17 protein-coding genes are annotated in these 13243 nt (G+C 71.4%); 11 read left to right on the forward strand and 6 right to left on the reverse strand.

The window, feature by feature from the left end; translation table 11 throughout:
• The first annotated feature begins 59 nt into the window (after positions 1 to 59).
• A complete protein-coding gene (locus GGQ91_RS04575; RefSeq protein WP_043379326.1) occupies positions 60 to 686 on the forward strand; it encodes an SspB family protein in 627 nt (208 codons plus the stop codon).
• A 210-nt stretch (positions 687 to 896) separates the two neighbouring features.
• Here GGQ91_RS04575 and GGQ91_RS04580 read toward each other — a convergent pair whose 3' ends face one another.
• Positions 897 to 2285 carry a cytochrome P450 gene (locus GGQ91_RS04580; protein ID WP_043759754.1) on the reverse strand — a complete coding sequence of 463 codons (1389 nt, stop codon included), beginning with the start codon at positions 2283 to 2285 and terminating at the stop codon, positions 897 to 899.
• A 121-nt stretch (positions 2286 to 2406) separates the two neighbouring features.
• Here GGQ91_RS04580 and fumC point away from each other — a divergent pair, with 121 nt between their 5' ends.
• The 6 genes from fumC (at position 2407) to GGQ91_RS04610 (ending at position 6410) form a co-directional block, all read left to right on the forward strand.
• Complete coding sequence (fumC, locus tag GGQ91_RS04585; RefSeq protein ID WP_043351115.1) at positions 2407 to 3816, forward strand: class II fumarate hydratase; 1410 nt, start codon at positions 2407 to 2409, stop codon at positions 3814 to 3816.
• Between the two features lie 55 nt (positions 3817 to 3871).
• Positions 3872 to 4075 carry a DUF4169 family protein gene (locus GGQ91_RS04590; protein WP_182591454.1) on the forward strand — a complete coding sequence of 68 codons (204 nt, stop codon included), beginning with the start codon at positions 3872 to 3874 and terminating at the stop codon, positions 4073 to 4075.
• A gap of 10 nt (positions 4076 to 4085) precedes the next feature.
• Positions 4086 to 4310: a ribbon-helix-helix domain-containing protein gene (locus GGQ91_RS04595; protein WP_043351112.1), complete on the forward strand. Its 225-nt coding sequence runs from the start codon at positions 4086 to 4088 to the stop codon at positions 4308 to 4310.
• Between the two features lie 81 nt (positions 4311 to 4391).
• On the forward strand, positions 4392 to 5018 hold the full coding sequence (locus GGQ91_RS04600) for a ParB-like protein (protein ID WP_043351110.1): 627 nt from the start codon (positions 4392 to 4394) through the stop codon (positions 5016 to 5018).
• Positions 5019 to 5162: 144 nt separating this feature from the next.
• Positions 5163 to 6083, forward strand: coding sequence for a penicillin-insensitive murein endopeptidase (gene mepA / locus GGQ91_RS04605; protein ID WP_043351108.1), 921 nt, complete (start codon positions 5163 to 5165; stop codon positions 6081 to 6083).
• Positions 6084 to 6248: 165 nt separating this feature from the next.
• Positions 6249 to 6410, forward strand: a complete 162-nt coding sequence (locus tag GGQ91_RS04610; RefSeq protein ID WP_164706358.1) for a hypothetical protein — start codon at positions 6249 to 6251, stop codon at positions 6408 to 6410.
• Between the two features lie 3 nt (positions 6411 to 6413).
• Here GGQ91_RS04610 and msrA read toward each other — a convergent pair whose 3' ends face one another.
• Positions 6414 to 7070 carry a peptide-methionine (S)-S-oxide reductase MsrA gene (msrA, locus tag GGQ91_RS04615; protein WP_043379331.1) on the reverse strand — a complete coding sequence of 219 codons (657 nt, stop codon included), beginning with the start codon at positions 7068 to 7070 and terminating at the stop codon, positions 6414 to 6416.
• Between the two features lie 217 nt (positions 7071 to 7287).
• Here msrA and GGQ91_RS04620 point away from each other — a divergent pair, with 217 nt between their 5' ends.
• On the forward strand, positions 7288 to 7752 hold the full coding sequence (locus GGQ91_RS04620; RefSeq protein ID WP_269467570.1) for a PAS domain-containing protein: 465 nt from the start codon (positions 7288 to 7290) through the stop codon (positions 7750 to 7752).
• Between the two features lie 36 nt (positions 7753 to 7788).
• Here GGQ91_RS04620 and GGQ91_RS04625 read toward each other — a convergent pair whose 3' ends face one another.
• Positions 7789 to 8109, reverse strand: coding sequence for a hypothetical protein (locus GGQ91_RS04625; RefSeq protein WP_043351099.1), 321 nt, complete (start codon positions 8107 to 8109; stop codon positions 7789 to 7791).
• A 220-nt stretch (positions 8110 to 8329) separates the two neighbouring features.
• Here GGQ91_RS04625 and GGQ91_RS04630 point away from each other — a divergent pair, with 220 nt between their 5' ends.
• Positions 8330 to 9007, forward strand: coding sequence for an HAD family hydrolase (locus GGQ91_RS04630; protein WP_043351098.1), 678 nt, complete (start codon positions 8330 to 8332; stop codon positions 9005 to 9007).
• Positions 9008 to 9412: 405 nt separating this feature from the next.
• Positions 9413 to 9700 carry a hypothetical protein gene (locus GGQ91_RS04635; RefSeq protein WP_043759749.1) on the forward strand — a complete coding sequence of 96 codons (288 nt, stop codon included), beginning with the start codon at positions 9413 to 9415 and terminating at the stop codon, positions 9698 to 9700.
• A 20-nt stretch (positions 9701 to 9720) separates the two neighbouring features.
• Here the strand turns inward: GGQ91_RS04635 and GGQ91_RS04640 are convergent, their stop codons facing one another.
• From GGQ91_RS04640 to argH, 3 genes are all read right to left on the reverse strand, one after another.
• Positions 9721 to 10434, reverse strand: coding sequence for a hypothetical protein (locus GGQ91_RS04640; RefSeq protein WP_053609368.1), 714 nt, complete (start codon positions 10432 to 10434; stop codon positions 9721 to 9723).
• Between the two features lie 108 nt (positions 10435 to 10542).
• Positions 10543 to 10824 (reverse strand): hypothetical protein, encoded by a 282-nt coding sequence (locus tag GGQ91_RS04645; protein WP_043379336.1) that lies wholly within the window; start codon positions 10822 to 10824, stop codon positions 10543 to 10545.
• 348 nt (positions 10825 to 11172) lie between these two features.
• Positions 11173 to 12552, reverse strand: coding sequence for an argininosuccinate lyase (argH, locus tag GGQ91_RS04650; protein WP_075381087.1), 1380 nt, complete (start codon positions 12550 to 12552; stop codon positions 11173 to 11175).
• 42 nt (positions 12553 to 12594) lie between these two features.
• Between argH and tlpA the strand changes: the two genes are divergently transcribed.
• Positions 12595 to 13236 (forward strand): thiol:disulfide interchange protein TlpA, encoded by a 642-nt coding sequence (gene tlpA, locus GGQ91_RS04655; RefSeq protein ID WP_043351090.1) that lies wholly within the window; start codon positions 12595 to 12597, stop codon positions 13234 to 13236.
• Positions 13237 to 13243: the final 7 nt, after the last annotated feature.

Here is a 13243-nt window from a genome sequence, read left to right on the forward strand (position 1 = left end):
CCTCGGTCCAGCCATCCGCGGCGGGGCGCCGGGCAGACCGGGCGAGAGCGCAACCGCAGATGGCAGACGACCTCATCCGCTACGATCTACTGGTACAGGACGCCCTGCGCGGCGTGGTCCGCAAGGTGCTGACCGACGCGGCCCGCGAGGGCCTGATGGGCGAGCATCACTTCTACGTCTCGTTCCGGACGGAAGCGCCCGGCGTGCGGATCTCGCAGGCCCTGCGGGAGAAGTACCCGCAGGACATGACGATCGTCCTGCAGCACCAGTTCTGGGATCTCAACGTCACCGAGCACGCCTTCGAGGTCGGCCTGTCCTTCTCGGGGGTGCCGGAGCGGCTGCTGGTGCCGTTCGACGCCCTGTCGGGCTTCTTCGATCCCTCCGTGCAGTTCGGCCTGAAGTTCGATCTCAGCGAAGCCGGCGAGACTCCCGAGGAGGCGAACGCCGCCCCGGCCAAGCCCGGCCCGCGCGGGGCCGGTTCGGAACCCGGCGAGGTGCGGCCCAAGAGCGCCGGTCTCGCCACGATCGGCTCCGGTGCGCCGAAGGGGCTGCCCGCTCCCGCCGCTCAGGGCGAGAAAGCCGCCGGCAAGTCCGACGACAAGGCCCCCCGCCCCGCCGCCAAGAAGGAGGGCGAGGAGGGCAGTGCCGAGGTCGTGAGCCTGGACGCCTTCCGCAAGAAGAGCTGAGCGTCTCCCGGGCCGGATCGACGGCCGGGCGTCGTACGGGGGACGACACGGTCGCGCCTCTGATGCTGTCGGCGGCTGCGGGGAGCCCGCGCCCGATCGCCAAGCGATCCGCGACCCTCGAGACCGTCGATCAGATCCGGTCGCCCGTCCCCTCCGGCCGTCCTGCTGCACGGCGCCGGCCTGCATCGCGGCACGGTGACCGGGCCCGGCCTAGCCCCGCGCCACCGCGTCCATGCGCAAGCCGTGCTCCGGCCGCAGCGTCACCCGGTGGAGCGGCGTCACCGGCGGATGATCCGCCGGCAGCCGGAAGCGCACCGCCCGCACCACATGCGCCAGCACGATCACGGCCTCCTGAATCGAGAAGCTCTGGCCGATGCAGATCCGCGGCCCCGCCCCGAACGGCAGATAGGCGAAGCGCGGAATCGTGTCGCGGTTCTCGGGCAGGAACCGCTCCGGCACGAAGGCCTCCGGATCCTCCCACAGCAGATGGTGGCGGTGGAGCACCCAGGGCGCCACCATGACCAGCGAGCCCCGCGGCACCTTGATCCGGCCGAGCCGGTCGTCCCGGATCGCCTGACGGCTGAGGAACGGCACCGGCGGGAACAGGCGCATGGCCTCCTCGATCGCCGCCCGGGTGAACGGCAGACGCTCCGCGGAAAAATCCCCCGGCCCGGCGGCATCGACCTCGGCCTCGATCCGCGCCTGGGCGGCCGGATCCTGCGACAGGCAGTAGAGCGTCCAGGTCAGGGAATTGGCCGTGGTCTCGTGCCCGGCGGCGATGAAGGTGACGATGTTGGCCTTCACGGCGAGATCCGAGAGCCCGTTGCCGGTCTCGGGATCCTGCGCTTCGAGCAGCAGGGTCAGCAGGTCCCGGGGCGCCTCCCCCCGCGCCATCAGCGCCTTGCGGCGGGCGATGAGCTCATCGACCACCTCGGCGAAGAAGCGGCCCGCCGGACGGGCCCGCAGGCGGCCGATCCGCGGCACGAAATCGGGCACGCCGAACACGTCGAGGGGGTCGATCGGCCCGACCGCTTCCAGGAAGCGCGTGATCGCACGGCCGAGGGCATCGGGATCGCTCGGCAGGCCTTGCGTGAAGATCGTCCGCTCCAGCACGTCGAGCGTGACGCGGGTCATCTCAAGGGCCACATCGACCTGCTTGCCGTCGCGGCGGACGAGGCGGCGGCCGAGACGGGCGCCGGCGGCGTTCATCGCCTCCGAAAAGCCCTGGACCGTGCGGGCGTTGAAGATCGGCGCCAGCGTCCGGCGCTGGAGGCGCCACTCGTCGCCCTCGGCGCTGAGCAGACCGTTGCCGAGCCCCGGGGCGAGGACACGCCGCTGCAGGTCGTCCTTGCGGTAGCCGTCGGCATTCTCGATGAGCAGGTAGCGGATCAGCGCCGGGTCGCTCACCAGGGTGATCCGGCCCATCGCGCCCTCGGCCGCCACCACCGGCAGCTTGAAATGCGCGTCCATCCAGGTGGTGATCGGATTCTTCCGGGCCGCCCGCAGGAAGTCGAACAGGCCGAGCGGCGCCTTCAGCGGCGGCGGCACGACGGGGCGGAACCGGGCGGCGGGTTCGGACAGATCGATCGTCGCGCTCATCGGCTCCTTGTCCGGCGGGAACAGAGCTTCGCTCTTGTCGGGGTGCCGGGAAAACCGGCATCGCGATTCACCCGCGCCTCATTTAAGTAGGCACCGCACGGCACCAGACGTAGAGGCCACGATGTCGCCCACCGAGACCGCCACCCGCACCGAGTCCGACACCTTCGGGCCGATCGAGGTTCCGGCGCATCGCTACTGGGGCGCGCAGACGCAGCGCTCGATCCAGAACTTCAAGATTGGCACCGACCGGATGCCGGCGCCCCTCGTCCACGCCCTCGGGGTGGTGAAGCAGGCTGCCGCCCTGGTGAACAAGGATCTCGGCGCCCTCGACGCGACGCTCGCCGACGCCATCGCGGCCTCGGCGGCCGAAGTGGTGGAGGGCCGCCACGACGACGAGTTCCCCCTGGTCATCTACCAGACCGGCTCGGGCACCCAGTCGAACATGAACGCCAACGAGGTGATCGCGAGCCTCGCCAACGAGCGGCTGGGCGGCCAGCGCGGCGGCAAGTCGCCGGTCCACCCGAACGACCATTGCAACCGCGGCCAGTCCTCGAACGACACCTTCCCCACCGCCATGCACATCGCGGTGGCGCGGGAGATCCAGGGGCGCCTGCTGCCGGCGCTCTCCCACCTGCACGGCGCGCTGGACGCCAAGGCCAAGGCGTTCGCGTCGATCGTCAAGATCGGCCGCACCCACCTGCAGGACGCGACGCCGGTCTCGCTGGGCCAGGAATTCTCCGGCTACGCCGCCCAGGTGGCGCTCGGCGGCTCGCGGGTCGCCGCGACCCTGCCGGGGGTCCTGGCGCTCGCCCAGGGCGGCACCGCGGTCGGCACCGGCCTCAACGCCCATCCGGAATTCGCCGACCGCTTCGCCGCCAAGGTCGCGGAGCTGACCGGGCTGCCCTTCACCTCCGCCGAGAACAAGTTCGAGGCGCTGGCCACCCACGACGCGCTGGTGTTCACGCAGGGCGCGCTCGCGGCCCTCGCCGCCGGCCTGTTCAAGATCGCCCAGGACATCCGCTTCCTCGGCTCGGGCCCGCGCTCCGGCCTCGGCGAATTGTCGCTCCCTGAGAACGAGCCCGGCTCCTCGATCATGCCCGGCAAGGTCAACCCGACCCAGTGCGAGGCGCTGACCATGGTCTGCGCCCAGGTGATCGGCAACGGCACGACGGTGAGCTTCGCCGGCAGCCAGGGCAATTTCGAACTCAACGTCTTCAAGCCGGTGATCGCCAACGCGGTGCTGCAATCGGTGCGGCTGCTCGCCGACGCGGCGGTGAGCTTCACCGACAATTGCGTCGTCGGCATCAAGGCCAACGAGGACAAGATCGCCGACCTGATGAGCCGCTCGCTCATGCTGGTGACCGCGCTCGCCCCCTCGATCGGCTACGACAAGGCCGCCGAGATCGCCAAGACCGCGCACAAGAACGGCACCACCCTCAAGCAGGAGGCCCTGCGCCTCGGCTACGTCACCGAGGCGGAGTTCGAGCGCGTGGTCCGGCCGGAGACGATGCTGGCGCCGAGCGCCGACTGATTGTTGTGTGACGTCCCGGCGCGGAGCCTCCCGCGCCGGTTACGGGAGGCGATCCGTGGCCGAGATCATCAATCTGCGCCAGATCCGCAAGGCGAAGGCCCGTGCCGAGGCCGACACGAAGGCCGAGGCCAACCGGATCGCCTTCGGCCAGACGAAGAAGGCCAAGACTCTCCAGCAGCGGCGCAAGGCCCTCGAGACCGAGCGCCACGAGGGCCATCGCCTCGCGCGGCACGAGCCGGATTCCGACCCGAACGCATGATCCGCCTCCCGTGAGCGCCGGCCTCACCAAGCACTCCGTGATGATCGCCGGCCACCGCACCAGCGTGTCCCTGGAGGATCCGTTCTGGGCGGCGCTGCGGGAGATCGCGGAGGCGCGGGGCCAGTCCGTCCAGGCTCTCATCGGGGCGATCGATGCCGGGCGCGACGGACAGAACCTGTCTTCGGCGATCCGGGTCTTCGTCCTCGAAGCCGTCCGCGCGATGCCGGAAACGTGAGCGCGTCGCGCCCTGTCCGATCTGCCGGTCCCGAATAGCTTGTGACGTGCGCGTGACAAAATCCCGCAGTCAGGAGATCCCATGGCCACCCGAGAGCCGCTGCTCAGAACAATCCCGATCGCCGAGCTGCGCCCGACGCAGATGACGGTGGGCTACCGTGAAGTGGCGGAGAAGCGGCGGCGCTGGCGGGAATACGACGGCGAGAAGAAAGAGGAGTTCCTCGGCGCCCATATGATCCCGACGCTGCTCGGGCCGAAGAAGCGCCATTACATCATCGATCATCACCACCTCTCCCGCGCCCTGCACGAGGAGGGGGTCGAGAGCGTGCTCGTCACCGTGGTGGCCGACCTGCACTACCTCGACAAGGACGCCTTCTGGACGGTGTGCGACCACAAATCCTGGGCGCATCCCTACGATGCCGAGGGCGTGCGCCAGCACTTCAAGGACATCCCGAAATCGGTCGATGCCCTGGCGGACGATCCCTACCGCAGCCTCGCCGGCGAGCTGCGCCGGGCCGGCGGCTTCGCGAAGGATACCACCCCGTTCAGCGAGTTCCTGTGGGCCGACTTCCTGCGGCGGAACATCAAGGAGAAGCGGATCGAGGGCGACTTCTCCTCCGCCCTGGAGCGGGCGATGGCGCTGGCGAAATCCAAGGACGCCGACTACCTGCCCGGCTGGTGCGGACCGGTGACCCGCCCCATCCGCTAGGGCGCCGCCGGGTCGTCGCGGTGGATCCGCCCGACCGTTTCGCGTGACGCGGCGGGCTGTCTGCCCGAAAAACGCCCCGCCCCTGGGCGAGGTTCGGGGGGGCCGCCCGCGCCCGCCCCCTCCAGCCGGACGAACAGCCCCCGCATGCCGATGCCGCGTTTCGCCCCGAGCCTCGCGCTCGCCGCCCTGCTCCTGCCCGCCGCCGCGCAGGCCCAGGATCGCGGTAGCGTCAATCCGAAGCCCCTGCCGCCCCTGGAGCATCCGGACGCGCCCTCGACGCCCGCCAAGGCGCTGTTCGGGCGCGTCACCAAGGCGGCCTCCGGGCCGGCGCACATCTACGGCTTCTATGCCAAGGGCTGCTTCTCCGGGGGTGAGGCGCTGCCGCTGGACGGTCCGAACTGGCAGGTCATGCGCCCGTCCCGCAACCGGATGTGGGGCACGCCCTACCTCGTCGATTTCATCGAGCGCCTGTCGCAGAAGGCGGCCCGGGTCGGCTGGCCCGGCCTCCTCGTGGGCGACATGGCCCAGCCCCGGGGCGGCCCGATGATCACCGGCCACGCCTCGCACCAGATCGGCATCGACGCCGATGTCTGGCTGACGCCGATGCCCGACCACCGCATGAGCCGGGCGGAGCGCGAGGAGACCTCGGCCACCGACATGGTCCGCCGCGACCGCCTCGACATCGATCCGGAGGTCTGGACGCCGACGCACCTGCAACTGATCAAGGTCACCGCCGAGCAGCCGGAGGTGGAGCGCATCTTCGTCAACGCGGCGATCAAGAAGGCGCTGTGCCGCGACGCCGCGGGCAGCCGCTGGATGTCCAAGGTGCGCCCGATGTACGGGCACAATTACCACTACCATATCCGGCTCGCCTGTCCGGCCGGCCAGGAGGATTGCCAGCCGCAGGGCGCGCCGCCGCCGGGCGACGGCTGCGACGACCTCAGCTACTGGTTCTCGGATGCGGTGCTGCATCCGAAGCCCCCGAAGGTGCCGCCGAAACCCAAGCCCGCCATGACCATGGCCGCGCTCCCCAACGCCTGCCGGGCGGTTCTGAAGGCGCCGTAGGGCGGAGGCGCGGAGGCGGGGCGGCCGCCATCGCGGGCGAGGCGACCCGTCCGCGCGCCACCCGCGCTGACGGTGGCACCGCCGAGGGGATGAGCGGCGCGGAAACGATCCGCCCGGCGAGACTGGTCGCTCGGCGCGCCGGACGCGATGTGCTAACGCCTGCGGATGCCCCGCTGGCTCTTCATCCTCTTCGCGACCGCCGTCGCCCTCTCGGTGCTGGGCAGCGTGCTGATCGTGCTCCGCAGCCCGAACAGCACGCCGCCGCCGCACGGCAGCGCCGCCCCGTTGCCGGGCCCGCAGACGCGGCCCGACGGACGGAGCCCGTGAGGCTCAGGCGGCGACGCCGGTTCCCACCGGGCAGCTGACGCCGGTGCCGCCCAGGCCGCAATAGCCCGCCGGGTTCTTGGCGAGGTACTGCTGGTGGTAGGCCTCCGCGAAATAGAACCGCTCCAGCGGCTTGATCTCGGTGGTGACGTCGGGGAAGCCGCGCGTCCGGAGCGCCTCGGCGTAGGCGTCGCGCACGGCCCGGGCCGTGGCCTCCTGGTCGGGGCCGACGGTGTAGATGCCGGAGCGGTACTGCGTGCCGACATCGTTGCCCTGGCGCATGCCCTGCGTCGGGTCGTGGCTCTCGAAGAAGGTCCGCAGCACCGCCTCCCGGGACAGCACCGCCGGATCGAAGGCCACCAGCACGACCTCGTTGTGGCCGGTCTGGCCGGTGCAGACTTCCTCGTAGGTGGGGTTCGGCGTGTAGCCGCCGGCATAGCCGACCGCCGTCACGAACACGCCCTCGGGCAGTTGCCAGAACCGCCGCTCGGCGCCCCAGAAGCATCCGAGCCCCAGCACGATCGTCTCGATGCCCGGCGGATACGGCCCCTTGAGCGGGTTGCCGTTGACGAAATGCGTCTCGGCTGTCGGGACCGGCGTCGGGCGGCCCGGCAGGGCGTCGGCCGGGGCCGGCATTTCGGGACGCTTGCGGAACGAAAACATCGGCTTGCCTTCCGGTGTCGAACTCCCGCCGATATGGGGAGGCGGAGGCGGCCAGAAAAGCGTTCGGCGGCCCGGCGACGCGAAACCTTGACGCGAGACTGGACCTCGGACGCGAATTCCGGCTTGTACCCCCGAGAGACACTGATCGAATGGCCGCTCCGAGCGGCGTTGGGAAGGGCTGATCCGCATGGAGACGGGCGGGACTGCCACGAGCCACGTGCCGGACAATGTGAAGGTGGGGTCGCAGCGGGGCGATCCGTTCGCCGCAGCCGTGCGCGCGACGCGGATGCCGATGATCATCACGGATCCGGCCCAGCACGACAACCCGATCGTCTTCGTGAACGACGCCTTCCTGACGCTGACCGGCTATACCCGGATGGAGGTGATCGGCCGCAACTGCCGCTTCCTGCAGGGTCCCGAAACCGAGGCGGAGGCCGTCGATCGCCTGCGCGAGGCCATCCGGCGGGAGGAGGACATCCGGGTCGACCTCCTCAACTATCGCAAGGACGGCTCGACCTTCCAGAACGCCCTCTATGTCGGGCCGGTGCGGGATGAGGCGGACCGGGTCGTCTACTTCTTCGCCTCGCAGTTCGACGTCAGCGAGCGCTACGCGCTGACCGCCGAGGTCGAACGGCTGAAGGGGGCGCTGGCGGAGGCCGAGGCCCGGCTCGCGGGCCGTTAGGCCGCGCCCGAGCGCCAGGGCTTCGTCATTACTTCGTCAGGGCTTCGTCAGGAAGCCGATCGGCTCGCGGCCCGGCTGGCCGAGCCAGAGCAGCACCGCGCCGAGCCCCAGGCCGATCAGGGAGGCCGGCGCCAGGGTGAGCGGCAGGCCCAGGATGTGCCAGAGCCAGGGCGCCGCCCCCTCCACGCTGCCCTGCAGGGCGCTGGCCTTGTCCTTGAACAGGGTGGCGATCACGTCGGAGAGGGGCGTCACCCGCAGGCCGTTGTTGGCGATGGAACGGGCGCCGTCATAGATCAGCGCGACGAAGCCGCCGGCCATCAGCAGGAAGCCCAGGACGCGGGCCAGGAAGCGGAACATCGCGGGGCCTTCTGAGCCTTGCCTTACGGACCGTTTGGGCTTTCGCCGGCGCGCCCGAGGGCGCCCGCCCCGGGAGTATGGGTCCGGACCGCAAGGTGCAAGCGCCAGCGGCGCGTCTGCGGCGCGGCCGGGGCGAGCGTCGATCCGCGCGGTTGCCGGGTCGCCGGGCCCGTGCCACAGGCTCGCCCCGCGGCGGCGGGCCGCGGGAGAGCGGTCGACCTTGAACGCGCGCGCGACGAATCTCGGCCTCGTGATCTTCGATTGCGATGGCGTTCTGGTGGACAGCGAGCCCCTGAGCCTCGCCTGCTTGACGGCCGGACTGAACCGGATCGGCGTCGATATCGACTTCGCCACCGTGCGGGCCCGCTTCACCGGCACCGCGATGCCCTCGATCATGGCCCATATCGCCAGCGACTACGGGGTCGCCGCCCCCGCCGGCTTCGTCGAGGCGGTGAAGGCCGAGACCCTGGCGCTGTTCGACGCGGAGCTGCGGGCGATGCGCGGCGTCGCCGAGGCGGTCGCCGCCGTGGGCCTGCCGGTCTGCGTCGCGTCGAGCAGCGACCCGGTGCGGCTGCGCCATTCCCTGACCCTGACCGGGCTGCTGCCGCTGTTCGGCGAGCACGTCTTCTCCTCGGCCCAGGTGGCACGGGGCAAGCCGTTCCCCGACCTGTTCCTGTTTGCCGCCGCGCGCATGGGCGCCGCTCCGGCCGCCTGCCTGGTGATCGAGGACAGCGTGCCCGGCGTCACGGCGGCCCGGAGCGCCGGCATGCGGGTGGCGGGCTTCACCGGGGGCGGCCATTGGGGGCACGACCCGGCGGGCACCGGCCTCGCGGAGGCCGGCGCGACCCGGATCTTCTCGGACTTCTCCGACCTCGCCGCGGTGATCGCCGCCGCCTGAACGATCCCGCCTCCCCCGAGCGCGGCCGGCACCGGATTCCTGCCAGGCGGGCACCGAAAATCGGAAGTCCGTTCCGTTGACGGTGTGCGGCGCCACGCCCATTTTCAGGGTGCCGGCCGGGCTGAACGCCCGGGCGCTCCGCCGGTCCGGCCGCGGTGATTTGAGAAGCGTAGCTTGCGCCGCGTGATCAAACGCTAAAGCACTGCGACGGCCCCGTGCCGCGCGGTCCTTCAGTCTGGAGGACATCCGATGGTCCTGCGAACACCGTCCCTTCGACACCCGCTCCTGAACGCGCCCTGCTGCCCCGCCGCCCGTCGGCGCTGTCGACGCTAGCCCCGCCGACCGTCCGCAGCAGCCCACGCGATCCGGCACGGCGATATGCCGGCCCAGGGAGTTCCCAGTCCGATGCACAGTCTCGCAGAGTTCCAGCCCGAAAACCGTCCCGATTTCGCAGACCCGGCCATCGGGCCTGCCGAACCGGCCCGGGTGATCGAGATCGGTGAGGTCACCGCCGGGATCGCCGTGCCCGAGGGGCGCGGCGTCCGGTTCTTCTCATCGGCGCGCGCGTTCGACGGTCTCGACGGCGCCGTGTTCCGCACGGCCGAGCAGGCGGCCCGGGCAGCCCGCGCGCGCATGCGTACCCCGAGCCGGCCGGCCGCGCGGGCGCATCGCCCCGCGCTGCGCCGGGCCTGACCCGCGCGCCACCCCGCGCGCTACCGGCCGCACTCGTCGCGGGTGCGCTTCAGGGCCTCCGCGAACCCGCCGAGGGCGTATTCGTCGCTCGTCGGGTTCCCGCGCAGCGAGGTGGTCTTGATCACGAGCTTGGGGTTGCGGGCGCTCATCTCCGAGACGACCCGCGCCTCCTCGGCGGGGTTCTGCAGCCAGGCATTGCCGTCCTTCACCACGAGGCCGTAGCGGCTGGCGCCGAGGTTGAGGCTCGGATCGGTGGGCGCGGCCGCGGAGCCGGGCTTGATCTGGGAGGCCGCGGGCTTCGACGGGAAGCCCAGCATCACCGCCACCTCGTTCTGGACGTTCTCGCCCTTGCGCACACTCACGAACAGATAGGCGGTGTCGCGCTTCAGGGTCTTGGGCGAGCGCGTCTGCGGCTGCGCGATGGCGTAGCAGAGCTTGTTGCGGCCGTCGCCGTTCACGAACACGTTCCAGTCGCCGAAGATCGCCACCGGCGTGGCCTGCTGCATGCCGGGCGGCGTCGCCGCCTTCTCCGCGCGCTTGGCCCGCTCGCGCCCATGCCGCCGCCCCCGGCGGCTCGGGGCCGCGTCGCCGCCCCCGGCATCCGGGGCCTGCGCCACCTCCTGGGCATGGGCCGTCGTCGCCGACAGGCCGACCCCGCCGAGCAAACCGGTGGCCAGCCCGGATGCGAGCAGGGCGAGAGCTCCGACCGGGAGCGAGCGGGAAACGCGGACCATCTTCACTTCCTGACGACGGGCGGCTCCGTCAGGAGCCGGACCGGGGATCGGGATTAGTGAAGCTTGCGTAAAACGTCGGCAAGATGGCGAGGCCGGATCTCTCGAACATCAGACCGCGCGGGCTTCCGTCGCCCGGGCTGCGATCAGTCCGGCCGGAACCGGCAGCGGCTCGACCGCCTGGCCGGCCGGGACCGCGATCGCGTCCGGCTGGGCCGGCGCGGCGCGCTTGCGGGGCGGATCGTTGTAGGGCGTGTTGTAGCCCTTGCGGACCGCGGCCCAGTAGGATTCGCGCGTCAGGCCAGACCCGGTCAACGCGGCGTCGATCATCGCCGTGGCATGCGCCGCGAAATCCGGCACGTCCTCCGGGTTAAGCCAACTCTCGACAGGCATCCTGCGAACTCCGATCCGAACGGCGAAGCTTGTAGCTGAGCGGACTTATCCAGACGCTGAACGCGCGGGTGGGCAGAGGGTTGCAATGCACAATTTTGATGGGCGCTGTGGATGACCGGGCGCCCGTCATCGGGCACGAGGCGACGGCCTCGGGGGCGCGCCGGACCGGAGTCCCTCAGGGCTTACGGACGCGGTCCGTCGTCGGATCGAGGAGACCGGGGCGCCCTCTTGGAGGCGGAGCGGCTCGCGGGACCGCCTCCAGCCCGTCTTATGCCCGGTGAGCATCGAGCCACCGGGCGCCCCGCCAGGGGTGCCGGGGAGGGCCGGGCCCCCGCGAGTCGCACAGGCTCAGCCCAGCCGCTCGATCCAGGCCTGCGCCTGCCGCCGGACGTTGTCGGGCGCGGTGCCGCCGTAGCTGGTGCGGCTCGCCACCGAGTTCGCGACGCCGAGCACCGCGTAGACCGCATCGGTGATCCGCGGCTCCGCCTCCTGCATCTCGGGCAGCGACAGCGCCTCCAGCCCGACGCCCTTGGCGGAAGCGACGCCGACGAGACGGCCGGTGACGTGGTGGGCTTGCCGGAACGGCAGGCCGAGCTCGCGCACCAGCCAGTCGGCGAGGTCGGTGGCGGTGGCGTAGCCGGAGCCGGCGGCTTGGCTGAGCACCTCGGCGTTGGGCTCCAGATCCTTCACCATGCCGGTCATGGCGGCGAGGCACAGCGACAGGGCCTGGAGGGCGTCGAACGTCCCCTCCTTGTCCTCCTGCATGTCCTTCGAATAGGCGAGCGGCAGGCCCTTCATGACGATGAGCAGGCCGGTCAGCGCGCCGATGATCCGGCCGCTCTTGGCCCGCACCAGCTCGGCGGCGTCGGGGTTGCGCTTCTGCGGCATGATCGACGAGCCGGTGGTGTAGCCGTCCGACAGGCGGACGAAGTTGAACTGGGCCGAGGTCCAGACCACCAGCTCCTCGGCGAAGCGCGACAGGTGCACCGCGCAGATCGAGGCCGCCGCGAGCGCCTCCAGGGCGAAGTCGCGGTCGGCCACCGAATCGAGCGAGTTGGCGGTCGGCCGGTCGAAGCCAAGCGCCGCCGCGGTGGCGTGCCGGTCGATCGGGAAGGAGGTGCCGGCGAGCGCCGCGGCGCCCAGCGGGCACTCGTTGAGGCGCGCCCGGGCGTCGCGGAACCGGCCCCGGTCCCGGGCCAGCATCTCGACATAGGCGAGGCAATGGTGGCCGAAGGTCACCGGCTGCGCCGACTGGAGATGGGTGAAGCCCGGCATCACCGTGCCGGCGTGCTGCAGCGCCGTCTGGCTGAGGGCGCGCTGCAGGTCGGCGGCCTGCTGGTCGAGCGAATCCAGGGTGTCGCGCACCCAGAGCTTCATGTCGGTGGCGACCTGGTCGTTGCGCGAGCGCGCCGTGTGCAGGCGGCCGGCGGCCGGCCCGACGATCTCGGTCAGGCGGCTCTCCACGGACATGTGGATGTCCTCGAGCTCGCGCTTGAACGTGAAGGTGCCGGCCTCGATCTCGTCGCGCACGGACTTGAGCCCGGCCTCGATCGCGGCCACATCCTCCGCCGGCAGGATGCCGGCTTGGCCCAGCATCGCCACATGCGCCAGCGAGCCGCGGATATCCTGGGGCGCGAGGCGCTTGTCGAACCCGATGGAGGCGTTGATCTCCTCCATGATCTCCGCCGGGCCGCTCGCGAAGCGGCCGCCCCACATCCGGTTGCTCATGTCGATCCTTCCGCGCCCTGACCGTCCCGAGGCCCGAGCCTGATGCCCGGCCGCACGCCCATCCTGGCCGGCGCGGGCGTCGCCGCGCTCGCCGTCCTCGGCCTCGCCCTATACGGGAGCGGTCTCCTGCCCGGCAACATGGGCGGCGCCCTTCAGCCCTGCGCCGCCGCAAAGCCCGCCCTCGCCCGGGTCGACGCCGCCGCGAAGGGCGAGGTCGCCGCCATGCAGGCCCTGCCGCAGGCCCGGCCCGCGCCGGACATCCGCTTCAAGGGGCCGGACGGCGCCGAGACCGGCCTCGCCGACCTCAAGGGCCGGCTGCTCCTCGTGAATCTCTGGGCGACGTGGTGTGCCCCCTGCAAGGCCGAGATGCCGGCCCTCGACCGGCTCCAGGCGCAGATCGGCGGGCCCGACTTCCAGGTCGTCGCCATCAACGTCGACACCCGCAACCTCGAGACGCCGCCGGCCTGGCTGAAGCAGGCCGGCATCCGCGACCTCGCCTTCTATGCCGATCCCGGGGGCCGCGTGCTTCCGATCATCCAGCGCGACACGCAATCGCCCGGCCTGCCGACCACGATGCTGATCGACGCGCAGGGCTGCACCCTCGGGGTGATGAAGGGACCGGCCGCGTGGTCGAGCCCGGACGGGCTGGCCCTGATCCGCGCGGCGCTGGGACGGACCTCATAGAGGTTGG

Source organism: Methylobacterium fujisawaense (genome assembly GCF_014138435.1).
Classification (GTDB): domain Bacteria; phylum Pseudomonadota; class Alphaproteobacteria; order Rhizobiales; family Beijerinckiaceae; genus Methylobacterium; species Methylobacterium fujisawaense.

Excerpts from the sequence above, each read along its gene's own strand:
- GGQ91_RS04635 (WP_043759749.1), top strand. The coding sequence starts at position 9,413 with ATGCACAGTCTCGCAGAGTTCCAGCCCGAAAACCGTCCCGATTTCGCA.
- GGQ91_RS04645 (WP_043379336.1), bottom strand. The coding sequence starts at position 10,824 with ATGCCTGTCGAGAGTTGGCTTAACCCGGAGGACGTGCCGGATTTCGCG.
- GGQ91_RS04600 (WP_043351110.1), top strand. The coding sequence starts at position 4,392 with ATGGCCACCCGAGAGCCGCTGCTCAGAACAATCCCGATCGCCGAGCTG.
- tlpA (WP_043351090.1), top strand. The coding sequence starts at position 12,595 with ATGCCCGGCCGCACGCCCATCCTGGCCGGCGCGGGCGTCGCCGCGCTC.
- mepA (WP_043351108.1), top strand. The coding sequence starts at position 5,163 with ATGCCGATGCCGCGTTTCGCCCCGAGCCTCGCGCTCGCCGCCCTGCTC.
- argH (WP_075381087.1), bottom strand. The coding sequence starts at position 12,552 with ATGAGCAACCGGATGTGGGGCGGCCGCTTCGCGAGCGGCCCGGCGGAG.
- GGQ91_RS04625 (WP_043351099.1), bottom strand. The coding sequence starts at position 8,109 with ATGTTCCGCTTCCTGGCCCGCGTCCTGGGCTTCCTGCTGATGGCCGGC.
- GGQ91_RS04640 (WP_053609368.1), bottom strand. The coding sequence starts at position 10,434 with ATGGTCCGCGTTTCCCGCTCGCTCCCGGTCGGAGCTCTCGCCCTGCTC.
- GGQ91_RS04580 (WP_043759754.1), bottom strand. The coding sequence starts at position 2,285 with ATGAGCGCGACGATCGATCTGTCCGAACCCGCCGCCCGGTTCCGCCCC.
- GGQ91_RS04610 (WP_164706358.1), top strand. The coding sequence starts at position 6,249 with ATGCCCCGCTGGCTCTTCATCCTCTTCGCGACCGCCGTCGCCCTCTCG.
- fumC (WP_043351115.1), top strand. The coding sequence starts at position 2,407 with ATGTCGCCCACCGAGACCGCCACCCGCACCGAGTCCGACACCTTCGGG.
- GGQ91_RS04575 (WP_043379326.1), top strand. The coding sequence starts at position 60 with ATGGCAGACGACCTCATCCGCTACGATCTACTGGTACAGGACGCCCTG.
- msrA (WP_043379331.1), bottom strand. The coding sequence starts at position 7,070 with ATGTTTTCGTTCCGCAAGCGTCCCGAAATGCCGGCCCCGGCCGACGCC.